At 25.9% G+C, this 25521-nt stretch carries 18 protein-coding genes and 1 riboswitch; of the genes, 16 read left to right on the top strand and 2 right to left on the bottom strand.

The window, feature by feature from the left end; translation table 11 throughout:
* Positions 1-5: 5 nt before the first annotated feature.
* Both R5Z65_RS02225 and R5Z65_RS02220 read right to left on the bottom strand, forming a co-directional pair.
* Entirely contained in the window at positions 6-1523 is a 1518-nt protein-coding gene (locus tag R5Z65_RS02225; RefSeq protein ID WP_317366809.1) for a PEGA domain-containing protein, read from the bottom strand.
* A gap of 9 nt (positions 1524-1532) precedes the next feature.
* A complete protein-coding gene (locus R5Z65_RS02220) occupies positions 1533-2198 on the bottom strand; it encodes an A24 family peptidase (RefSeq protein WP_317366808.1) in 666 nt (221 codons plus the stop codon).
* A 223-nt stretch (positions 2199-2421) separates the two neighbouring features.
* Between R5Z65_RS02220 and R5Z65_RS02215 the strand changes: the two genes are divergently transcribed.
* From R5Z65_RS02215 to murD, 16 genes are all read left to right on the top strand, one after another.
* Positions 2422-4278 carry an ATP-dependent helicase gene (locus R5Z65_RS02215; RefSeq protein WP_317366805.1) on the top strand — a complete coding sequence of 619 codons (1857 nt, stop codon included), beginning with the start codon at positions 2422-2424 and terminating at the stop codon, positions 4276-4278.
* 137 nt (positions 4279-4415) lie between these two features.
* Positions 4416-6413, top strand: coding sequence for a hypothetical protein (locus R5Z65_RS02210; protein WP_317366803.1), 1998 nt, complete (start codon positions 4416-4418; stop codon positions 6411-6413).
* A gap of 72 nt (positions 6414-6485) precedes the next feature.
* On the top strand, positions 6486-7562 hold the full coding sequence (locus tag R5Z65_RS02205) for a DUF4097 family beta strand repeat-containing protein (RefSeq protein ID WP_317366801.1): 1077 nt from the start codon (positions 6486-6488) through the stop codon (positions 7560-7562).
* 110 nt (positions 7563-7672) lie between these two features.
* Positions 7673-9256 carry a VanW family protein gene (locus R5Z65_RS02200; RefSeq protein WP_317366799.1) on the top strand — a complete coding sequence of 528 codons (1584 nt, stop codon included), beginning with the start codon at positions 7673-7675 and terminating at the stop codon, positions 9254-9256.
* 131 nt (positions 9257-9387) lie between these two features.
* Positions 9388-9569: riboswitch (cobalamin riboswitch) on the top strand.
* A gap of 275 nt (positions 9570-9844) precedes the next feature.
* Positions 9845-10912 (top strand): nicotinate-nucleotide--dimethylbenzimidazole phosphoribosyltransferase, encoded by a 1068-nt coding sequence (gene cobT / locus R5Z65_RS02195; protein WP_317366797.1) that lies wholly within the window; start codon positions 9845-9847, stop codon positions 10910-10912.
* Positions 10913-10920: 8 nt separating this feature from the next.
* On the top strand, positions 10921-11478 hold the full coding sequence (locus R5Z65_RS02190) for a bifunctional adenosylcobinamide kinase/adenosylcobinamide-phosphate guanylyltransferase (RefSeq protein ID WP_317366796.1): 558 nt from the start codon (positions 10921-10923) through the stop codon (positions 11476-11478).
* 11 nt (positions 11479-11489) lie between these two features.
* Entirely contained in the window at positions 11490-12209 is a 720-nt protein-coding gene (locus R5Z65_RS02185; RefSeq protein ID WP_317366795.1) for an adenosylcobinamide-GDP ribazoletransferase, read from the top strand.
* A 17-nt stretch (positions 12210-12226) separates the two neighbouring features.
* Complete coding sequence (locus R5Z65_RS02180) at positions 12227-12607, top strand: bifunctional adenosylcobinamide kinase/adenosylcobinamide-phosphate guanylyltransferase (protein ID WP_317366794.1); 381 nt, start codon at positions 12227-12229, stop codon at positions 12605-12607.
* A complete protein-coding gene (locus R5Z65_RS02175; RefSeq protein WP_317366793.1) occupies positions 12580-13179 on the top strand; it encodes a histidine phosphatase family protein in 600 nt (199 codons plus the stop codon). The genes R5Z65_RS02180 and R5Z65_RS02175 overlap by 28 nt, the downstream gene beginning before the upstream one ends.
* A gap of 12 nt (positions 13180-13191) precedes the next feature.
* Positions 13192-14169 (top strand): ABC transporter substrate-binding protein, encoded by a 978-nt coding sequence (locus R5Z65_RS02170; protein WP_317366792.1) that lies wholly within the window; start codon positions 13192-13194, stop codon positions 14167-14169.
* Positions 14170-14177: 8 nt separating this feature from the next.
* The gene (locus tag R5Z65_RS02165; RefSeq protein ID WP_317366791.1) at positions 14178-15047 is read left to right on the top strand and encodes a cobyric acid synthase; all 870 of its coding nucleotides are present in this window, start codon (positions 14178-14180) and stop codon (positions 15045-15047) included.
* A 211-nt stretch (positions 15048-15258) separates the two neighbouring features.
* On the top strand, positions 15259-20109 hold the full coding sequence (locus R5Z65_RS02160; RefSeq protein ID WP_317366789.1) for an S-layer homology domain-containing protein: 4851 nt from the start codon (positions 15259-15261) through the stop codon (positions 20107-20109).
* 232 nt (positions 20110-20341) lie between these two features.
* Positions 20342-21808, top strand: a complete 1467-nt coding sequence (locus R5Z65_RS02155) for a UDP-N-acetylmuramoyl-L-alanyl-D-glutamate--2,6-diaminopimelate ligase (RefSeq protein WP_317366786.1) — start codon at positions 20342-20344, stop codon at positions 21806-21808.
* A 1-nt stretch (position 21809) separates the two neighbouring features.
* On the top strand, positions 21810-23192 hold the full coding sequence (gene murF, locus R5Z65_RS02150; protein WP_317366785.1) for a UDP-N-acetylmuramoyl-tripeptide--D-alanyl-D-alanine ligase: 1383 nt from the start codon (positions 21810-21812) through the stop codon (positions 23190-23192).
* A complete protein-coding gene (gene mraY / locus R5Z65_RS02145) occupies positions 23182-24159 on the top strand; it encodes a phospho-N-acetylmuramoyl-pentapeptide-transferase (protein WP_317366784.1) in 978 nt (325 codons plus the stop codon). Before murF ends, mraY begins: the two co-directional genes overlap by 11 nt.
* Positions 24160-24177: 18 nt before the next feature.
* A complete protein-coding gene (gene murD, locus R5Z65_RS02140; RefSeq protein WP_317366782.1) occupies positions 24178-25518 on the top strand; it encodes a UDP-N-acetylmuramoyl-L-alanine--D-glutamate ligase in 1341 nt (446 codons plus the stop codon).
* Positions 25519-25521 lie beyond the last annotated feature (3 nt).

Genomic DNA, 25521 nt, shown 5'->3' with positions numbered 1-25521 from the left:
TATTTTTATATAGTTGGCTCTGAAACAACAGGCTCTGTGTTGTTTTCTCTAGTAGTTGTTGTATCTTCTTTTACAGATTTGTGCATAGTAATATTAAATGAGCTTTCCTCATCACCTATAGTTACGCTAGATAGAACAAAATCATTATAACCTTCTTTTTTTATAGTTATTGTATGAACACCTTGAGGAAGTTTATAACTTAATGGCGTATATCCAATTAAAGAATTATTAACAAAAACACTAGCATTATCTGGAGTAGAATTTATGCTAATTTTACCTACCTTTTCAATTTTTTCTAAGTTTATATTAATATTAACCGTAGGTTTATTTATAGATATTTGAGTTTCAAAAGGAGTATAACCTTCTTTTTCTGCTTTAATGGTATAAGCACCGTATTGTAGCTTTAATGGCTCTCTAGATGTTTCTATTATACCATTTACATACAAAGTATAGTCTGTAACATTACTATTTATAAATAAAGTAGCCGATTTATTTTGTATTTGGCTTAAATCTAGTATAGTTTCCGTATCTGATATTATATCAATTTCTTTTACAAAAGAAACAGAGTCATCGCTTCTTATTACAACCTTATGTTTGCCCTCTGATAATGAAATACTATTTATTTCATCTAATGATTTAAAAATATTACGGTCAATTTCTATAATACCTTTATTTAGGTTAGGCTTATTTTCTAGCTTTAATATGCCAGCGCCTTTTTTTAATTCTATAAAATAAATGGTTTTGTTATATCCTTTAATGTTAAGTATATCTAAATTAGATATATCTAATAAATCGTAAGGTTCGTTATTTTTTAATACAGAAACATTGTCTGAAATGTTAAATATAGTATCATTTAAAGTTAAATTTTTTAAGGTAGTGTCTATTTTTATGTTAGACACATTTTCTAAAAAAAAGCTTTCTTTATTTTGAGAAACATAATCTAAAGTATTATCATCATTAAAAGAAAAATCTACAATATCTCCAGTATTTAGCTCTGACATAGAGAGAGTATTTCCAAATTTATCTTTAAATATAGAAGAAGGTTTGGACTTTAAAGTATAAGATTTATTACTATCCAGGCTTGAAAATATAAATATACCATTTTCATAATTTATACTTTTTATAATACCTACTATATTTTTATTTGTTTTGCTACTTAAGACTGACGGGTCTTCATTGTTGTTATTTAAGTTTAAATTAATGTTATTATCTGAAGTAGTATTTTTTTTAGCTGGAACACCAATATAGCTAGATAAAGAAGAATATGTTATAGTAGCTACAATTAAAAATATGGCTACGCCAATAGCAACTGTTGTCCATATAAATAAATTAAAATTAAAGTTTTGAGCTTTTTTTATTTTAGTTTGGTTAATTTTATTGTTATTATTTTTTATTTTGATATTTGTTTTAGTATTATTTTTAGTATATTTTTTTGCATTATCACTAGGCTCGTATATAACACCTTTGTAGTCATTATCTGTTAAAACAATATCATTAATATTTTCATTAAATTTATTATTCATAAGTCCTCCCTAGATAAAAAAAGTAGAAAAGTACCAATTTAATATATTTTCTCCATACAATATTGTAATAAATACACCAATAGATATATAAGGTACTAATGGGATAGAATTACCATTGTAAAGTTTAGTTGTTTTATTAGAGTATTTTAATATAATACCTATTACAGAGGCTAATATACAGCATATAAACATTGCTAAAAAGATATGAATAGCCCCTAAGAATAACCCTGTAACAGCAAAAAGCTTAATATCTCCACCACCAATGCCATTTGTTAATACAGATATAAATAAAAATGGCCCACTAATAAGGAAAAAACCTATAATATGGTATAATATATTATATTTAGTTAATATAATAGCCACTATTGCCATAAAAAAAATTAATAGGTTAATAGTATCTGGAACAATACCTGTCTTTATATCTATTACAGATAAACATATTAACAAAGATGATACTATAAAGCATAAATAAGAATATATACTTATACCTAAATTTTTATATATAAGAAAAGATGTAATAAAATTAAGTATTACAATTGAAAAGCTTAATATTTTATTGCTTAAGGCCTTTAAACAATAAAAATTTTTAAATGCAAGTTTATCTTGACAATACGCATATATTATAAAATTTGATAAAAATCCTATTAATATAGAATAAATAAAAAAGATTAACATAAAAAGCACCTATTAAACATTATTTTAAATAATATTATATCATAAAAAAAAGATTATTGTAATATAATGTTTTAAAATTTAATAAAAAATAAATATTATAATAATAATGTATTAAATATTACTTGAAGATTATATATTATTAAGTTATAATATATAATTAATTAATAGAATATATTATTAGGTTATAATGTATAATTAATTAATAAATATATAGGTGATATAAATGGAAAGCATAAGCTTAAACAAAAATCAGCAAAAGGCTATTTTACACAATAATGGGCCAATGATTGTTTTATCGGGGCCAGGTAGTGGAAAGACAACAGTAATAACTTACAGAGTTAAAAATTTAATAGAAAGATATAATGTTAGGCCTAATGAAATTTTAGTAATTACATTTACAAAAGCTGCATCTGAAGAAATGAAAGGAAGGTTTAACAAAATATGTAATGGTTGTTACAACGTATCTTTTGCTACTTTTCATTCTTATTTTTTTAGAATTATTAGAGCGTATTATAAATATGAGTTATCTAATATTTTAGATGATAACGAAAAAATAAATATTATAAAAAGTATAATAGTTAATAATAATATATCATCTGATAATATGGAAGAATTTGTACAAGCTATTATATCAGAAATATCTTTATTAAAAAACGAATTAATAAACCCTATTTTTTTTAATTCTAAACATTTAAGCTCAAATGATTTTAATATAATATATAAGGAATATGAATTATTAAAAAATAATAAAAAAAAGATAGATTTTGATGATATGCTTATACAATGTTATAATTTAATAAAAAAAGAGGATAATATAAAAAATTTTTGGACAGATAAATATAAGTACATATTAATAGACGAGTTTCAAGATATTAATAGGGTACAATATGAATGTGTAAAAATATTGGCATCAAAATATAAAAATATATTTGTTGTAGGTGACGATGACCAAAGTATATATGGTTTTAGAGGTTCTAGGCCAGAATTTTTACTTAAATTTCCAAAAGATTTTGACAATACAAAAAAAGTAATATTAAATACTAACTATCGTTCTACTAAACAAATAATAAACTTGTGCAACAAAGTTATTACAGAAAATAGCAATAGGTATGAAAAAAATATTGTTGGTACAGGTAAAGAAGATAAATCACCAATATTAATAAGAGCTTATGATGCTTATGAAGAAGCTAAAAAAATAGTAAAAAAAATACAAACATTAAAGAAAAAATACCCTTTAGAAGAAATAGCTATAATATATAGAACAAACTTACAAGCAAGAGCAATAGTAGAAAAGCTTAGAGAATATAACATAGAATATCAATTAAAAGATAAAATAACAAGCTTATACGACCATTTTATAGCTAAAGATATAATTTGCTATTTAAACTTAGCAATTAATAAACTTAACAATGAAGCATTTTTAAAGATTTCTAATAAGCCAAAAAGGTTTTTAAATAAAGATATGTTGCAAAATGCTTTTGAAAAATGTAAAAATGAAACTTCCATTTTGGAATATTTATACTGCAAGGTAGATTTAAAATCTTGGCAGACAGAAAGTATAAATGAACTTCTATTTCATTTAGGACAAATAAAAAATAAATGCCCATATGATGCTATAAAATATATAATAAAAACTGTTGGATATGAAAATTACTTAGAGGAGTATGCAAACTTTAAAAATATAGGACTTAAAGGGCTAACAGAAATTTTAAATGAGGTTTTAGATTCTTCTAAAGGATACGATAAAATAGAAGATTATTTGAGCCATATAGAAAATATGAACCAAGAAGCAATAAAAAAACATAAAGATATTAATAATCAAAGTGGTGTTGTTTTAACAACTATGCATAGTGCAAAAGGGTTAGAATTTGATGTTGTTTTTGTTATAGGTTGCATTGATGGAATTATACCTCACGAAAAAAGTAAAAGTAGTGCGGAAATAGAAGAAGAACGAAGGCTATTTTATGTAGCTCTTACAAGGGCAAAGGCTTTATTATATATATCAGTATTAGATACTAAATATGAAGTAAAAGCCGTTCCTAGTAGATTTTTAGAAAACTTAATAAATACTAAGAGGTGACAATATGAAAAGAAATAAACAAGAACAAAAAAGATTAATTGTTCAAATTGTGTCTATTATGTTAATAATTTCTATGTTAATTAGTTTAGCTATACCATTTTTAGGATTGCTATCTTAAATTTTTCGGAGGTAAAAAGATGGATATTGAAGAATTAGGAAAAAAATTGGGAATAACAGATGAAGAAAATAGTAATAAAGCATCAGATGAAGAACTAGAGGATTTAATAAGTTTACTAAATTCTCCTGAGGAAGACTTAATTAATGTTGAAAATAATACAGACACTTTTGAGGGGTTATCACAAGAAGAATTAGACATATTAATGAAACAAGATGATGACATAGATTTAGATGATATAGAAACGGACGTTATAAATGATGTATATGTTTATGATGAAAATGAGGGTATCCCTACTGAAGAAACATTAAATAATATAAATAAAGAATATGAAGAAAATAATGAGCCTGAAGAATATGAAAATACAGATGAAGAAAAATTAGTAATTAGTGATACATCTGAAGAAAATAAAAAAATAAAAAAACCTAAAAAAGATGTAGATAAGCAAGGTATAATAATATTATTAAGTATAATATTTTTAAGTGTGCTTATAGTAATTACTATTATATTTTTTGTTGTAGCTATAAAAAGGGCTAATAATATTGCTATTCAAAAAGAAATTGAAAAGGATACATTAGTATCAAAATATACTCCAGAAGATAAAAACACAGTATATTTTGATATGGCACAAGAAATAGATAATGAAACAATAATTTTAGAAAAAGTATACATAAATCAGTTAGATACTACGTTTTATTTTAAAAATAAAATAGAACCTATGAAATATAATATAACTCTTATAGATTCTGATAAAAATTTATATCCTATGGATTTAAATTTTACAAAAGATGCTGAAAACGAAGAAAATAGCATATTAAGATTTGATACTATAATAGGAAATAATAAAGATTTAAAATTAACATTTGAAAGTATATCTACAGGAGAGAAAGCTGAATTTAATTTAAATTTTAATGCTAACTTGGAAGAAGAAAAAATAATATACATAAATAGTAAAGCTAAAAATAACTTTAGTGGGTATAATATAGATATTAATTATGCACAGTTTGGAGATAAATCATCTAGGGTAGATTATACAATAGAGCCAACGGGAGATATAAACCATAAAATATATCAAGGTGGTGTAAATGAAACAGATTATGTAAAGCTTAAAGAAAATGATACTTATATAAATCCACTAGGAAATAAGCCTATTTCAGTTAATATTGATAATAAAGTGATAGGTAGAATGGACTTTGCTAACATTAAAAATAAAAAAGGTAGCATTGTTTTAGAATTTGATAATATATATAAAAAATATGATTTAAATAAAAAAGTATCTTTAAATGATTTAAAAGATGGAAATATATCATATAATTTTGATAAGTATAAACTATTTATAGAGGGTATGCCTAAATTTGATAATAAGTATGTATTAGTTCTTCATACGAAAGATACAACAATTAGTACAGAAAATAGGCCTAATGATTTTAATAATGTAGAAACATCATTAGATGTAGAAATATCTGCTATAAGTTCTAGTGGAATGGAAGTTATTATAGCTCCTACGGAAGTAAAATCTGCTAGATATGGTACGGATATTATATTTGAGCTAGACAATAAACAAATGAGTATATTAAATACTGTTTCTCCTAATAATATGTACATAAATATAAAATCTGCACTTTTAAAAGAAGATAAACTAAGCGTACCTTTAAATTTAAACAGAGGTATGCAAAGAGAAACTATTTCTCATCAAATTATGGAAGAACAAATTTTAGAAGCATTTAAATCTAGAGTACAAAATAGAAATTCTATAAATGCTATAAAAGGCTTTTCAAGTGATGTATTAGATAACGATAGCTTAAAACAATACTATATGTCATTACCAAATAAAAAAATAAATAGTACCATAGATATAATATCTAAAAATTTGGGTGATGAATATTTAGAAGCTATAGTACAAGAATCTATACAAATAAAAGATGGAGATAATGTTAAAGTAGTTTATACACTTCATAAAATAAAGGCTAACTATAATGAAAACAAATGGACAATATATTCTGATGAGATAGTAAAATAAATATAAGGTCACTAAACTTAATAAAAAATTTTTCGTATGATTATTTAATAATTATTTTTAAGGAGTGATTTTATGAGTAATGAAAGAATAAAAATATTGAAGATGTTAGAAAATGGTGAAATAACAGCAGATGAAGCAAGTAAACTATTATCTGCAATAGAAAATTCATCAAATACTTATGCACATAATAATAATTATAATGATAACAATAATGGACAATCAATAGATTTTAATAAAATTATTAATAAAATAACAAGCACAACACAAATATTAGCTAAAAAGACTTCAAAGATATATAATGACTTAGAAAAAGAAATAAAAAATATTTTTCAAAATGCAAATATTACATCTAAAAATAGTATTTGCAAAGAATTTAATTTTACATTAAATAACATTAACAATACTTTAGATTTAAAATCTTTAAATGGAGAAATGGTTTTAAAAGGGTATAATGGAAATAAATTAACTTTAAAAGCTATATATATACCAAAAGATATAAATAGTACAGTAGATTTTTATACTACAGATAACCAAAAATATATTTTTACATTTATGGAAGATAAATTTGAAAAAGTGTCAATAGAAATTTTAGTTCCTAAAAAGCATTTTGATAGCATATTAATATCTAATATAAACTCTAATTTCTCTTTAGATGCCATAAATTTTAAAAATGTAGTATGCGATACCACAAATAGCAATGGTATAATAGAAAACTGTGAAGGAGAAAATATAAACATAAACAATGTTAATGGAAAATTAATTATTAGAAATATAAAAGCTAATAGCCTAAAAGTATGTAATATAAATAATTATGTAAAATTAAATAATATAGATATAAAAAATGTGTCTATTGATGTGCTTAATGGCGAGATAGATGTTATAAATGACTATTTAAACTTATTTGACGATTATAATTGGAAAATAGAAACACAAAATAATCCTATAAATGTTGAGATAAATACGGACAATGTTAATTATAGCATAGATGCAACAACTTCTCTTGGAAGAGTAAATATATTAAAAAATAACCTTATTTATACTGAAAAAAGTGATTATAGAGTTGTAGCAAAAACAGAGTATGTAAACCATTTGTTTAAAAATTTAGATTTATCTTTAACAACAACAAATTCCACTATAATTTTAAGTTAATTTTATAGTTTATATTAATGTTTTATTTAATTAATAAAGTTTAGATTTACTTTATACACATCTAACTCTTCCATAATTTTAAAATGAAATTGTGTTTGGAGGTAAAGATATTGTTAAATAATGTTGGAGAGAAAAAGACTAAAAATATATTATTAGTGGTAATAATATTGTTAGCTATAATATTAGTTACAACTATAGTATCTGGATTTATTTTTATTAAAGCACAAGCAGAAAATAAGAAAATGTTAAATAATCCAAATATATATAATAATATATTTATACAAGGTTTAGATATGTCTAATATGTCTAAAGAAGATGCTAACATTTTATTAAAGGATATTACTTTAGATGAAAAGATAACATTGTCATATAAAGATAAAAATTATACCTTTAATAAGTCTGACTTTGGGGTTACATTAAACACAGAGCAAGCTTTGGAAGAAGCCTATAATATTGGTAGAACAGGCTCAGAAAAAGAAAGGCTAAAAAAAATAAAGCATTTACAACAAAATGTTGAGAAAGTAGTTATAAATAAAAATTTAAATGAAGATATATCAAAAGAAAAACTTAAAGAAATATCTAAAGATATTAATATAGCTGCTAAAAATGCTACTTTAAAGAAATCTAATGATACATTTGTTGTTATAGAGGGCAATAATGGATTAGAAGTTGATTTTGAAAAAACATATAAAGATTTAAGCCAACAGCTACTTACTGAAGGAGATAGTAATGTAGATATTACTGTTATAGAAACAGAGCCTAAATATAAAGCGCAAGACCTTAACAAGATACAGGATAAATTAGGTTCATTTTCTACAAAATACAGTAATAAAGGCGGTAAAGATAATAACCGTATTATTAATATGAAAGTAGCATCTGAAAGGATAAATGGCACTATATTATATCCTGGAGAGGTATTTTCTACTAACAATAAATTTGGAAGTACAACAAAAGCAAACGGATATAAACCAGCTCCAACAATATTAAATGGTAAATTTATAGATGAATATGGTGGTGGTGTTTGCCAAGTGTCTAGTACTTTATATAATGCAATTTTATATTCAGAACTTGATATAGTAGAAAGGCAAAACCATTCTTTAAAAGTAGGCTATTTAGATTATGGATTTGATGCAACATTAGCTGGAGATTATATAGATTTAAAATTTAAAAATTCTACTAATTATCCTATATATATAGAAAGCTATGTTACAGATAATGAAGTTGTTTGTAATGTATATGGATATGATGAAAGAGACGATAATAGAGAACTAAAATTTGAAAATGTATTGGTAGATGTTGTAGAAGAAGGCCCTAAAATTGTAAAAGAAACAAATGAGCTTCCAGAGGGTGAAGAAAAAGTTGAAGTTAATCCTTTAAAAGGGTATAAATATAAGCTATATAAATTAATATATATAGATGGCAAGTTACAAGAAAAAGTATTAGTAAATAATAGCTATTATAAACCTAGAGCAGAAGAAGTTTTAGTAGGCACTAAAAAAGTTAAAGAGGCCTCTAAAATAGAAGGAGAAACAATTAGCAAGCAGGAAGCAACATCAGAGATAATAAAAGATGAAAAGGTAGAAACTACAACAGCACAAATAAAAGAAGAAAACGTAGAAGTTACAACAGAAGAAATAATAAAAGAAGATATTGTTGTAGAAAGTCCTACAATGGAAGATATTATAGAAGAATAAATTTAATAATGCAATAGACATAAAAATAAAGATATAGTAGGTACTATATCTTTATTTTTTATAAGTGATGTTATAATAGTTGACAACTTTTAATAATATGTGTATAATAAAAAAACTGATAATATAATTTAATATAAGATAGGCTTGATGGTGCGTTTTAACGATAATAGGGAATTAAGTGTAAATCTTAAACAGTCCTTGCTGCCGTAATGAACGGAGTTTATTTATATTATGCCACTGATTAAATATTGGGAAGGCTTAAATAAATGTTGATGTCTTAGTCGGAATACCTGCCAAAAATTATTCAAGCTTTAGTTTTAAAACTCACAGGGCATTGAGGTTTATAACTTATCTATTTATATTAAACATTTTTTTGTTTAATATTATTTATTAATGCAATTTATTTTTATAAACAGTATTTTAATACTTTATATAAAAAAAGATACAGATATATTTAATATTTACTATAAAAATAGATAGTTTGTTTGATTAAAGCAAATTTACATACCTGTGTTGTATTAATTTTAGAATAATAAAATAGAAAGTTATAAGTCTTAGATTAAGTCTAAGGCTTTTTTAGGTGTCAAAATGGAAAATTATTTAAAAAATATAACAAAAACTAATAAGCATATTTATAATAAAGCAAAAGAACATATAGATTTTTTGGCAAAGCCTTTGGGAAGCTTAGGAGAACTTGAAGAAATACCAGCTAAACTTTGCAGTATTTATAATACCTTAGATGTAAATATTGATAAAAAGGCTATAATAGTTTTGGCTAGCGATAATGGTGTATTTGAGGAGGGTATAGCATCTACTCCACAAGATGTAACAGCTATACAAACTATAAATATTTTAGAAGGTAAAACAGGTGTTGGCGTTATAGCTAAGCAATTTAACACAGATATTTTAGTTTGTGATGTTGGTGTAAAATATGATATAAATCATTCTAACATTATAAATAAAAAAATAAGAAAATCCACAAATAATTTTGCAAAAGAAGAAGCTATGACAAAAGAAGAAGCTATAAAATCTATAAATATTGGTATAGAGCTTGTAAACGATGCTAAAAAAAATGGATATAAAATAATAGGTACAGGAGAAATGGGTATAGGTAATACTACTACTAGTAGTGCTATTTTAGCATCTATATTAGGATTAAAAGAAGATGAAATACAAAAGGTTGTAGGAGTTGGTGCAGGGCTTACTAAAGAGGCCTATAATAAAAAGTTAGATGTAATAAAAAATGCGATAAAAAAACACAAACCTAACCCAAATGATGTAATAGACATTATACAAAAAGTTGGAGGGTTTGACATAGGTGCGATGATAGGTGTTTATATAGGTTGTGCATATAACAAGATACCTGTTGTTGTAGATGGATTTATAGCAATAGTGTCAGCTTTATGTGCTATAAAATTAAATGAAAATATAAAAGAGTATATGTTTTTGTCCCATAAGTCTATGGAAAAAGGATATGTATTAGCACAAGAGAACATAGGATTGCCATCATATTTAGATTTAAAAATGAGGCTAGGCGAAGGTAGTGGTTGCCCTATAATGTTTTCTATAATGGATTTATCTTTAAACATTTTTAAAAATATGGCAACATTTGATGAGGCAAAAATAGATACAGAATATTTAAAAGATTTAAAATAGGAGTTTTTATGGTAGTATATATTTCTGGTGGTTGTAAAAATGGTAAATCTAGCATAGCAGAAAAAATTGCATATTCATTAAAAGAGGATAACAAGCCTTTTTACTATATAGCTACAATGAGTCCATTAGATGAAGAAGATAAAAAGAGAATAATAAAACATAAAAAAGACAGAGAGCATCTATTTTTTGAAACTATAGAAATACCAACTAATATAAGAGAGATAGAAAAAAAATGTAACTTAGAGGGAACATTTTTGATAGATAGTATGACAGCACTTTTAGCTAATGAAATGTTTATTAACAACGAGGTAATAGATGATGCTTATAAAAATATTATAAATGATTTACTATATATAATACCAAAGATGAAAAATGTAATTATAGTATCGGATTATATTTTTTCTGATAGTATAAAGTATGATAGCATAACTAATAAATATAAAAAAGGTTTAGCTTTTATAGATAGAAGATGTGCTAAAATATCAGATATTTTAATAGAAGTGTGCTATAACAATATTATAGTACATAAAGGTAGAGAGAGAGTTGAAGAAATAAAGTTATGTTAAGAGGAATTTTAATGGCTTTTTCTATGTATACAACAATACCTATATCAAATGTAAAATGGGACGAAAAAAATTTTCCTTATATTATTGTATCATTACCATTTGTAGGGTTTATAATAGGATTAATATGGTTTCTGACTGCTAGTATTTTTACTATTTTATCTATACCACATAGTATTAAAACAATAATAATATGTTTAATACCTTTATTTTTAAGTGGTTGTATACATATAGATGGGTATATGGATACTTGCGATGCTATATTTTCTAGAGCAAGTTTGGAAAAAAAGTATAAAATATTGAAAGATTCTCACGTAGGTGCTTTTGCAGTAATAGGCATTTTAATACTAGCATTTTTAGCTTATTTTTCTATTTATGAAATTTTAGAGTTTGAAAAAAATCTTGTATCTTTAATATTTATACCTATATTTTCAAGAGGAGTTACAAGCCTGTTTATTATAAAAACTAATGCTACATCTAAGGAGGGATTTATTGCAAGTTTTAAAAGAAATTTAGACAATAATCACTTTTTTATTATTTTATTAATATTAATAGTATTTTTTACTTTGGGATATTTTTTAGGTGTAGCTAAAATAATAATTATAGATATAATAGCTTGCATTATTTTTGCAAGATTTTGTATTAAAAATTTAAATGGAATATCTGGAGATTTATGTGGGTTTATAATAACAACAGGCTCTATAACTGCAATAGTTTTTTTAGCTATATTATAAACATATGGGAGGGTTTTATGATACTTATTATAGGTGGAGCTTACCAAGGTAAATTAGATTTTGCTAGAGAAAAATTTGATATAAAATATGATGATGTATTTTTTTGTAGCCAAGAAGATATAAGGATAGACTTTAATAGAAAAATTATAGCTAATATAGATAAATTTATTTTTGCTATGATAAAAAATAATAAAGACCCTATATTTTACATAAAAGCTAATATAGATAAATTTAAAGATAAAATAATAACTTGTGAAGATATATCCTGTGGTATAGTACCAATAGATTATGAGATGCGTATTTTTCGAGAAAATATAGGGCATTGTCTATCTATAATATCAAAAAACAGCGATAAGGTGGTTAGATTATTTTGTGGGATACCAATGGAGTTAAAATAAAAATTAGTTTAATAAGACACGGAAAGACTTATGCTAATGAGCAAAAATTGTATTATGGTTTTTCTGATATAGAGCTAAGTAAAGATGGTATAAGAGAGCTTGAATTATTAAAAAATAAAGTAGAATATAAAAAATCTAATCTTTTTATAACAAGTGGCCTTAAAAGAACTACACAAACTTTAAATATATTATTTGGAAATGTAGATTACATAATAGATGAACATTTTAAAGAAATGAATTTTGGAGAATTTGAGCTTAAAAGTTATGAGCAATTAAAAAATAATAAAAATTACCAAAATTGGATTACAGATATAGAAAAAAATAAAGTACCTAATGGTGAGAGCAAAGAGCAGTTTAAAAACAGAGTTATTAAAGGGTTTAATAACTTAATTGAACATTGTATAAAAAATGATATTAGAGATGTAGCAATAGTTTGTCATAGTGGGGTAATATCTATCATAATGAGTTATTTATTTAAAGAAAATAAAAGTTTTTATGATTGGTTGCCAACATATGGCAGAGGGTATGCTATATTCTTTAAAAATAAACATAAAAATTATAAACAAATTTAGGAGGAATAAGTAATGAAAAGTTTTAAAAAGCTTATTTTGATTTTTGCTATTATGTTAGCAACTATGTTATCTGGTTGTGGTGATAATACTACAAAACAAGATGATAAACAAAGTACATCAAGTTTGGAGAGTACATCAGATAGTAATAAAGACAATGGTAAGGTTTTAGACAGAGAAGGTAACGAAATAGTTTTACCAGAAAAAACAGATAAAATAATATCTTTAGCACCTAGCATAACAGAAACTTTAATAAATTTAGGACTTACAGATAATCTTGTAGCAGTTGATAAATATTCTATAAAAGTTGAAGGTGTAAACAAAGATTTACCAATATTTGATATTATGAACCCAGATGCAGAAAATATAGTTTCTATCCAACCAGATATTATTTTTGGTACTGGTATGAGTAAATCTAAGGGTACAGACCCATTTTCTCCAATGGTAGAAATGGGTGCTTTTGTAACAGTTGTTCCTACATCTACAAGTATAGATGGAATAAAAGAAGATATATTATATATAGGTAAAGTTACAAAAAAAGAGGAAGAGGCTAAAAAAATAGTAAGCGAATATGATGAGAAGATTAACTCTATTTTAAAAGAAATAGAAAGTTTAAAAATAGATGAACCTATAAGTGTATACTTTGAAACATCTCCTATGCCAGAGGCTTATACATTTGGTAAAGATACATTTTTAAATGATATGCTTAATTTATTAGGTGCAAAAAATATATTTGATGACCAAGAAGGTTGGTTACCAGTATCTGAAGAACAAGTAGTTGCTAAAAATCCTAGTGTTATAATAACTAATGCAGATTATATAGAAAATGTAACTGAAGAGATAAAAAATAGAGCAGGTTGGGAAAATATAGATGCAGTTAAAAATGATAGAGTATATGTAATAGAACAAAATACAAGTGCAAGAGCAAATGAAAATTCTATACAAGCTTTTGAAAATATAGCTAAGGCATTATATCCAGAGCTACAAAAATAGGTGATAAAATGGCAAAAATAATAATGGTACAAGGTACATCATCTGGTGTTGGAAAATCTATATTTTCTACAGCTTTATGTAGAATTTTTACACAAGATGGATATAATGTAGCACCATTTAAGGTACAAAATATGTCATCTAATATTCACATACTAAATGATGGTAAAAAAATAGCACGTTCTCAAGCTATATGTGCATATGCCTGTAATATAAAACCAGATTATAGAATGAATCCAATATTATTATTACCAAGTAATAATAATACAGAAGTTTATTTAAATGGTGAATATAAGGGTAATATGGATAGATTTAGTTATGAGGATATAAAAGGGGATTTTTTTAACCAAGCTATAATATCATTTAATAGCCTTTGTGATGAACACGACATTGTTGTTATAGAAGGTGCAGGAAGTCCTGTTGAGCTTAACCTTATTAAAAGTGATATTGTAAATATGGGATTTGCTAAAAAAGTAAATTCTCCAGTAATCTTATTGTCTGATATATCAAGAGGTGGTATTTTTGCATTTTTATATGGAACAATAAATCTTATGTCTAAAGATGAACAAAACCTTGTAAAAGGTGTTGTCATAAATAAATTTAAAGGTGATGCTAAATATTTTAAAGATGGTGTAAGTATTATTGAGGATATTTGTAAAAAAGATGTTTTAGGTGTATTACCATATTTTGATATAAATATTGAAGACGAAGATAGCCTTGTAGATAATGGTATTATGAAAACAAAAGAACTTTTATTAAGTAGGTTACATAATAAAACAGAAGAAAATTATATAAGTTATTTAAATAAAGAGTTTGATTTATTGGCAACCAATTTTAGAGAAAATCTTAATATGCAAAAAATATATAATATATTAAATTAATTTTATTTAATACTAAAAAAGACAAATGTATATTTATAATTTTGTCTTTTTTTGGCATATAACAGTTACATTTAATGGTAAAATTATTGACACTTAGTATGTTACAGTATATAATTTAAATATATAAAATATTGTTACAAGTTAAATATTAACTTTAAAAAGTTAATAAAATTATACAATATAAAACATAACTTGAAAGGGGAAAGGTATTTTGGAAAATAAAAAAAGTCTTGTTGCAACATTAGCAGTTATTTTGGCATCAAGCCACTTTGGGGGGTCTATTGCATATGCAAAAGATGAACTATCATTTTTAACAGAAGAAGAATTAAAACAGTTTAAAAGCTTTGTTGATGAAAATGATAGCTTAGTACAAAATGATGATACATTAGAATATGATGAAAACGAAGTTGTAGAAGTAAAAGAAAAAAATAAAGAAAATTTATTTGAAGAAAAAATTAATGCAGTAAATAAGGTTGAAGTTAGTACATACAATGATTTTATGAGGGAATTAAAAAAGGGGAACAATCACATAGTTGTAACAAAATCAATAACTGTATTAAACGACTCATCTGGACAAGCAGATGATAATTTAATTCCAGTAGAATTTCCTGGTAATGTAACTATTGAAGGAAAAGCTGGAACAGATGCAGCCTTAGTATTTCGTTCTCCTATTCAACTTACAGGGGATAATGTTAGATTTAAAGATATAGAGCTTAATTTTATATCTTCGAGTGCTATTGGTGGTGTAGGGCATAGAGAGATTTTTCTTGCAGGTCATAGCCTTATATTTGAAAATGTAAACTGTTATACAAAAGGTGCAGGAGGCTCTTTAGGTGGTTTTGGAAGTCAGGAAGATGAACTTTTACCTGAAATATATGCAGGAGCATATAAAAATACTAGCTCAAGTAAAATAGGTAACCACGCTCAATTTACAGTTGAAAGAGCTAACTCTAATACAAAAATAAAAGCTATTTACACAGGTAATGAATCTGGTAATTATGGTATGGTTCCATATAATGGAAATACAACTATCTCTTTAGATTATAAAACAATTGTAAGAGAGGGCATAAACGCTACAAAAAATACAGGTAATGTTTTAATAGAACTTAGAGGAGCAAAGGGTGTTTCACTAAGTGGCAATATGGAAATTTTTGGTAATGATAAAACAACACTTGTAGTTAGAGATATAGTTACTACAGGGATTAAAGTAAAAGATGTTGAAAACATAGAGTTAAAGGGTAATGCAGTTTATGAGCCATTTCCTACTGATGATGGGGCAGTAATAAAAAATATTAAAATTGAGAAAGATTCTACATTAAACCTTAGAAATATGTTTGGAACAAGAATTAAAGGTAATTTTGAAAGTAATGGAAATTTAATACTTGATTCTAACGATACACTTATTATAGATGGTAATATTTCTGGAAAAACAGTATTTAAAACTTGGGGGAATACTATTGCTGATGCCGGAAATTTACAAGAAAATAAAGATTATATAATTTGCAAGAACGAAAGTAATGGTAAATTTTCTTTAAACCCTTTACATACAGGGTACAAAATTAAACAAGTGGGTAATAACTTGCAAGTGGAAAAAGAGATTGCCCCTGAAGATAGAGTATTTGGAAGTATGGAGATTGTGTCTGGACCTACATCAGTATTTTTAAATGAACTTATAGATAATAATGGTGATAATGGTAATCCAAAGCACTATAAACACGTTATAAAATGTTTAGATATAAATAATGTAGAATATAATCCACAAGTGTATGCTGCTGTAATACCAATTAAAGATTATGAAAATAAGGCTGAAAATTGGGAAAGTGAAATAGAACTTTACCTTGCAAATGACCAAGAAAAGTATGGAACATACTATTTCCAAGCAGCAACATTTACACCTGAATCATTAGTAGGCAAGTACAAAGTACTTTTTATGATAGATGAGAATAAAAGTCTAGACTTTGAAGATGAGATTAAAAATTCATCAGTAGAACAACTAATAGGAATGAAAAAAGCTGAAATGGATTTAACTGTTCATAAAAATCCTGACAATACGGGAGCAAAATCAATAGATAATGCAGTTGTTTCTCAAATACCAACACAAACATATACAGGAAAAGAAATTAAACCTGTTATCCAAGTTACTTTAGATGGTCAAACATTAGAAGAAAATACAGACTTTATTGTAACTTATGAAAATAATATAAATATAACAACTGAAGATAGAAAAGCTAAAGTAAAAATTGACGGTATTGGAAAATATAAAGGAACTTTAAATAAAGAATTTGAAATAGGAAAAGTAGATGCTCATTTAGAATTTACAAGAGATAAAGAAGAATATACATATGGAGAAGAAATAAAATTTACATTTAAAGCAAAAGCTAATCCTAATAGTAGGAGATTTGCTCGTAGTGTAGAAAAAAATGAAGTTGAGTTTAAATATGGAGATAAAGTTTTAGGAAAAGTACCTGTTGTTAATGGACAAGCACATTTTATATATAATACAAAAAGCAATATTATACAAATAGGACAAGGGACAGTAACTGCTACATATGGTGGAAGTGATGAACTTAACGGACAGTCTAAAGAGGTTAGTGTAGTTTTAAACAAGGCTACAATAAATAAAGATAATATTAAAAATGTTGTATTAGAAAATTTTGTATATGACGGAACTACAAAAGAAACAAATATACAAGATGTTGAATGGAATAATAATGATTTAGCTGGAGCTAAATTAAGAGGGAAAGCTACTGTTGCTAAAGCAGACGTTGGGATATACAATATAGCTGATATAAAAGAGCTTAAGTTAACTGGAGATAGTGCAAAATGGTACGAATTAGAAGGGCAAGAATTTACAGGAGTGCCAGCAAATGTAGAAATCTTAAAAGCAACTTTATCAGAGCTTATAAAACCAACAGAGGTTATAAAATCAAATCAAGTTGATTTTAGTATTAATTTCTCATCACATTTGCCAAAAGGTGTTACACCTAAAACTAAACAAGTGGGAAATATAGCTAATAGTGATGTACTTTTTGAAACAGTACCAACAATAGATGTAGATAATAACATATTAAAATTTAAATTAAAAAATAATATAAATGTAAAAGAATTTTCAATTCCTATTGAACTTACATATGATAATTACAAGGATTTAATAATTGAATATAACTTTAAGATAACAGATAAAACACCAATAAATCTTAAACTTAATGCACCTAATATTGTTTATAGTGGAAATGGATATGATTCTTGGTCTGTAGATGGGTATGAAAATAACCAATTTCAAGTTAAATTTTATGATATAACAAATAATAAAAGTCTTGGTGGAGATAAGCCAATAAATGCTGGTGATTATAGAATTAGTGTAAAAATTGATACTGCAGACTCTATAGGAGAAACATCAACCAACTTTAAAATAACACAAAAACCTGTTACAGTTACAGCAAAATCTCAAACAATTAAAGCTGGACAAAGCCCTATGGATATTACAAAACCAGAATTAAATATACATTATAGTATTGATGCTAAAGATGTTAATGATATTGGCCCAGTTAAAATGGGGTACGAACAACATAATATATCAAATCCAGGTGAATATGATATATATATTGGCGTATTACCAGAAAGAATAAACCCAAATTATGATGTAACTTTTGTAGCTGGAAAGCTTATTATTGAGCCATCTGATGCAGACAATAGTTATACAATAAATATAGAAAATGGTATAGCTAATAAAACAACAGCAAAAGAGGGCGAAATTGTTGAAATAGTTGCTGACAAAATTGATGGAAAAGAATTTGTAGAATGGACATCTACTTCTAGTGGTGTTGTATTTAATTCACCAAATAGTTTAACAACAACATTTAAAATGCCAGCTAATAACGTAAATATAGTTGCAAAATATATACAAAATAATATAAATACAGATAATATTGTTTTAGATAAGAATAATATAAATCTTAATGTTGGAGATACCACTAATATTAAAGCTACTGTGTTACCAGAAAATGCAAGTGACAAAACAGTTTCTTGGAGTGTAGAAGGAGATGCAGTATATATTGAAGAAATTAATGAAAATACTATTAAAGTGGTTGCCAAAAAAGAAGGTAATGCTACTATATTTGTAAAGACAAGGAATGGAGAGCATATAGCAAAATGTAGCATAAATGTTACTAGTAGTAGTTTAGGTGGAGGACAATTCTCTTCTGGAGGAGCAGTTATTTCTAGTAGCCAAAATACAACACAACAACCACAAAATACAGTACAAACAACAGAAAATAAAACTAAAATTGTTGCAGAAGCACAAATAACACCAGATGGTAAAATAGTTTCAAATGTAGTTATACCAAATGATAAACCACAAACAGTTATTATTAAAGGTATTGATAATAGTAATAAAATGGTATCATTTATTGTAGATGAAAATGGTAATAAAAAGCCTATTAAATATTCATATGCTACAGAAGAGGGATTATTAGTTAACCTAGATAAAAGTGCAACAATAGAAGTATATGATAATAGCAAAAGCTTTAAAGATGTTTCTAAAAATGATTGGTATAGCGAATCAGTAGATTTTGTAACAAGCCGTGAGCTATTTTTTGGTACAACAAAAGATAAATTTTCACCAGAAGCTTCTATGACAAGAGGTATGTTTGCAGAAGTTTTATATCGTTTGGAAGATAGGCCAGTTGCTACAGAAAAAAATGTATTTTTAGATGTAAACAAATCAGATTATTTTGCAGATGCAGTTGTATGGGCATCTAATAATGGTATTATAAACGGATTTGGAAATGGAAACTTTTCTCCAAATACACATATAACAAAAGAACAATTAGCAGTTATGCTTCATAAACTTAGTGGAGATGAAACATATGTAGAAATTACAAATAATACAGATTTAGAAAATGTTTCTCCTTGGGCTTATGAAAGTGTAAACTGGGCTTTACAAAATGGAATTATATCCTCTAGCTCAGAAATATTTTCAAAACCAAAAGAGATTGTAACACGTGCAGAGGTGTCTAACATTCTTTTAAATTATGTTAAAAATAAAATTAACGGTAAATAAATAAAATATAAATAGGAATTGTAATTTTACAATTCCTATTTATATTTTGTAAAACTTTAAAGTAAAAATTTTATAATAATTATAGATAACTATTGAAAAATATGGTATATTAAAAGATAATAGTTGTATATATAAAATAATAAAATATTTTGTCTTAAAAAAAGATACACAAAATGTTAAATTAGATGTATAATTAATATAAATAGAATATAAAGTTTATGAGGTAATATATATGATATTAGGAGATTTAATAAAAAATTTAAAATACATACAATTGATTGGAAATAAAAATATTGAAGTATCTCATCTTACAATAGATTCTAGAAAAGTAAAAAAATGCTCTATGTATGGTGCTATAAAAGGATTTAACGTAGATGGTCATAAGTTTATAAAAAATGCTATAGAAAGTGGGGCATCTTTAATACTTTGTGAGAATATAGACAATATAGAAAAAAGTGAAATTAAAGATGTAGCTATATTACAAGTAAAAAATACAAGAGAAGCCTTAGCTACAATAGCTAAAAATTTTTATAATAATGCTACTAAAGATATAAACCTTATAGGTGTTACAGGTACTAACGGAAAGACTAGCACAACATATTTTTTAGAGCAAGTATTGTTAGAATATAAAAAAACAGTAGGAATTATAGGTACTATTGAGATTAGAGAAAACGGTAAAAAAATAGATTTTGATTTTGCAACAAGTACAACTCCAGACACAATAGAGCTTAATGAACTTTTTAGTAAAATGGCTAATAATAATGTAGATAACGTTGTTATGGAGGTATCATCTCACGCATTAGAGTTACATAAAGTTGACGAATGTAACTTTAATATAGGTATTTTTACAAATCTTACACAAGACCATTTAGATATGCATAAAAGTATGGAAAATTATTGTAATGCAAAAAGCAAACTATTTAATATGTGTAAAATAGGAATAATAAATGTAGATGATAAATATGCAAAAGAAATAACAAAAAATGCTAGTTGTAAAATATTTACTTATAGTATAGAAAAAGAAAGTGATTTACAAGCCATTAATATACAATATTTTATGGATAAGGTAACATTTGATGTAAAAATTAATGATAACATAGAGAGCTTTATTTTAAATATACCTGGTAGGTTTAGTGTTTATAACGCTCTTGGTGTTATAGGTGCTTGTTTAATGCAAAATATACCAATAGATATTATAAAACAAGGTATTAAAAGTATAAAAGGTGTACCTGGTAGGATACAAACTATACCTAATGATAAAGGCTTTAACGTAATAGTAGATTATGCTCATACGCCAGATGGACTTGATAATATAATAAAAGCAGTTAGAGAATTTACAAAAGGTAAAGTTATAACTATATTTGGTTGTGGTGGAGATAGAGATAGAAAAAAACGCTCTATTATGGGGGAAATATCTGCTAGATTATCAGATTATACTATTGTTACATCAGATAACCCTCGCTCTGAAGTACCTGAAGCTATAATTGATGAAATAGAGCTAGGGATAAAACCTATAACAAGTAGTTATGAAAAAATAACAGGACGTAGAGAGGCTATTTATAGAGGAGTTTATATAGCAAAACCTAATGATAGCATTATAATAGCAGGTAAAGGGCACGAAGATTATGAAATTTTTGCAGATAGAACAATACATTTTGACGATACAGAGGTAGCAAAAGAGGCTTTGGAGGATTTATAAAATGAAACCTATTTTTATAGAAGATGTTATAAAAGCTGTAAATGGTTGTATAAATAATAATATTAATACAGATGATATTTTTATAAAAAACATATCTACTGACACAAGAACAATTAAACAAGGAGATTTGTTTATACCAATAGTAGGTGAAAATTTTGATGGGCATAACTTTATAGATGTGGCATTTGAAAAAGGGGCTATTGCTTGTTTAAGCCAAAAAGATATAAAAACAGATAATATAGTAATAAAGGTTGGAGATACCAAAGATGCTTTAAAAGATTTAGCTATTTATTATAAGAGTTTATTTAATATCCCAGTAATAGCATTAACTGGTAGTGCTGGTAAAACAACAACTAAAGATATGTTGGCATCTTGTTTGTCAGTAAAATATAACACAGTAAAAACACAAGGCAATTTTAACAATGAAATAGGACTTCCTTTAACTATTTTTAATATTGAAGAAGATACACAGGTAGTTGTTTTGGAAATGGGAATGAACCATTTTGGAGAAATAAGAGAGCTTAGCAAAATAGCAAAGCCAGATATAGCATTGATAACAAATATAGGTGTATCTCATATAGAAAATTTAGGTAGTAGAGAAGGAATACTACGTGCTAAATATGAAATATTTGAATACTTAAAACCTAATGGAATAAAAATTTTAAATGGCGATGACGATATGCTATATACACTAAAAGAAGATAGTAGTAGATGTTATTTTTATAGTGTAGATAGTACGTTAGATGCTTACGCTACTAATATAAAAGAAAAAGGAATAGAGGGTATAAGTGCTACAATTAATTACTTTGATAAAAGCTTTAATTTAGACTTAAAAATACCTGGCAAGCATATGATATCTAATGCTTTAGCTGTTACATTAGTTTGTAGTATTTTAGGGCTTAAAGAAAATGAAATAAAAGAAGGGTTAGAAACTTTTAAGCCTAGCAAAATGAGAATGGATATTATAAAAGTAGATAAATATACAGTAATAAATGATGCATACAATGCAAACCCTACTTCTATGAAAGCAACATTAGATGTGCTAGCTACTACAAAAGGTAGAAAAGTTGCAATACTTGGTGATATGTTTGAGCTTGGAGAATATTCTAACGATATGCACTATGATGTAGGAAAATATGCAACAGAAAAAGGTATAGATGAACTTATATTTATAGGAGAACATAGCTATTATATGCTACAAGGTGCAAATAGTAATAAAAATAGTAAATCTAACATAAATTATTTTAAAACTCAAGATGATTTTATTAAAGATATATATAATGTATTAAATGAAGGAGATACTATCCTTGTTAAAGCCTCTAGGGGTATGAAATTAGAAAATACGGTAGACAAAATTATAAGGAGAGAAAGCAATGCAGTTTGATTTATATTCGGCTATTTATGCAATATTAATAGCTTTTATTATTAATATATTTTTATGCCCTATTATTATACCATTTTTAACTAGATTAAAATTTGGGCAAAATGTTAGAGATGACGGGCCTCAAAGTCATCTTATAAAGTCTGGAACACCTACTATGGGTGGAATAATGATTTTAATAAGTTTAGTTATATCATCATTATTTTTTTTAAAAGGGAATAAAGATGGAATAGCAGTATTATTTGTTACGATAGGATATGGTATAATAGGATTTATAGATGATTATATAAAGGTTGTAAAAAAGCGTTCTTTAGGACTTAGGGCATACCAAAAAATAATAGGACAGATTATTATTACAGGCGTATTTTTATATTATTTATACAATTATTCTAATGTTGGTACAGATGTGTATATACCTTTTACAAATGGAAAAACATTAGAACTTGGTATTTTATTTATACCATTTTTCTTTATTGTTATGGTAGGGACAGTTAATAGTGTAAATTTGACAGATGGGCTAGACGGACTTGCATCTGGAGTTACTGTTTTAGTAGTTATATTCTTTTTATTTAATGCACTAGCTATTAATAAATCTCTTTTACCTATAACAGGAGCAGCTGTTGGAGCATTACTTGGATTTTTACTTTTTAATACACACCCTGCAAAAGTTTTTATGGGAGATACAGGCTCTCTTGCTCTTGGTGGATTAGTAGCTAGCATAGCAATAATAATGAAAATGCCTTTATTTATTATTATTGTTGGTATAATATATGTTTTGGAAGCTGTATCTGTTATGCTACAAGTTGGATATTTTAGGCTTACAAAAGGTAAAAGGCTCTTTAAAATGGCACCAATACATCATCATTTTGAACAATGTGGTTGGAAAGAGGTTAAAGTTGTTGCAGTATTTTATATAATAACTGCTATGGCTTGTCTTGTAGGATTTTTGGCTACAAAAAATTTCTTTTAAAATAGGGGGATTTTATGTATGGAATTTTATAATAAAAATGTGCTTGTTTGTGGTATAGCAAGAAGTGGTATATGTGCTTCTTTAATGTTAAAAAAATTAGGAGCAAACGTAACTATACAAGATTTAAAAACTGAAGAAGATATAGAGCAAATAAATACTTTAAAAGAAAATAATATAAATTTATATTTGGGGAAAAACCCAAGTAATAGCCTTATAGATAGTATGGATTTAATGGTTATTAGTCCAGGTCTACCTACGGATTTAGATTTTGTAAAATATGCTAGTGAAAAGATACCTGTAATAAGCGAAATAGAGCTTGCATATTTAGTGTGCAAAGCACCTATTATAGCTATAACAGGAACTAATGGAAAAACAACAACTACAAGTCTTTTAGGGCATATTTTAAAAAATTATAAAAAAACATATGTAGCAGGCAATATAGGAGTACCTTTTTCTTATTATGCACTAGATTTAGAAGAAGATAGCATAGTAGCATTAGAGCTTAGTAGTTTTCAGCTAGAAACTATAAAAACATTTAAGCCTATAATAGCATCTGTTTTAAATATAACAGAAGACCATTTAAACAGACATAAAACAATGGTAAATTACATAAAAGCTAAAGAGAAAATATTTGAAAATCAAGATGAAAACGATTTTTTAATATTAAATTATGATGATTTAGAGTGCAGGAAAATGGAGCCAAAAGCTAAATCTAAAGTAATGTATTTTTCTACAAAAGAGCAAATAAAAAATGGAGCATATTTAAAAGATAATTACATTTATATAGATAATTATCCATTTATAAATACAGATGATATAAAAATATTAGGTGAGCATAATATGGAAAATATTATGGTAGCTATACTAATGTGTATATGTTATAAAGTGCCTACCGATGTTATAATAGAGGGTATTAAAACCTTTAAAGCAGTGGAGCATCGTATAGAATATGTTGCTAGCAAAAAAGGTGTAGACTATTATAATGATTCTAAAGGGACTAATACAGATGCAACAATAAAAGCAATTAATGCTATGAAAAAGCCTACATATCTTATAGTTGGTGGGTATGAAAAAAATGCAGATTTTTTACCTATGATAAAGGAGTTTAAAGATAAAGTTGTTAAAGCTGTTATTATAGGGCAAGTTAGGGACAGACTTGCAAAAGATTGTGAAAAATTAAATTTTAATAATTATATAATAAAAGAAACTTTTTTTGAAGCTATAAATTATTGTTATGAAAATGCAAATGCTGGAGAATGTGTCCTTTTATCACCAGCCTGTGCTAGCTTTGATATGTTTAAAGATTACGAAGAAAGAGGTAATATTTTTAAACAGTACGTAAAGGATTTGAAGGAGTGATTT

Origin of the sequence: uncultured Tyzzerella sp., from assembly GCF_963558545.1 — a bacterium.
Classification (GTDB): domain Bacteria; phylum Bacillota; class Clostridia; order Lachnospirales; family CAG-274; genus Tyzzerella.
This window is presented reverse-complemented; position numbering and strand designations above follow the sequence as displayed.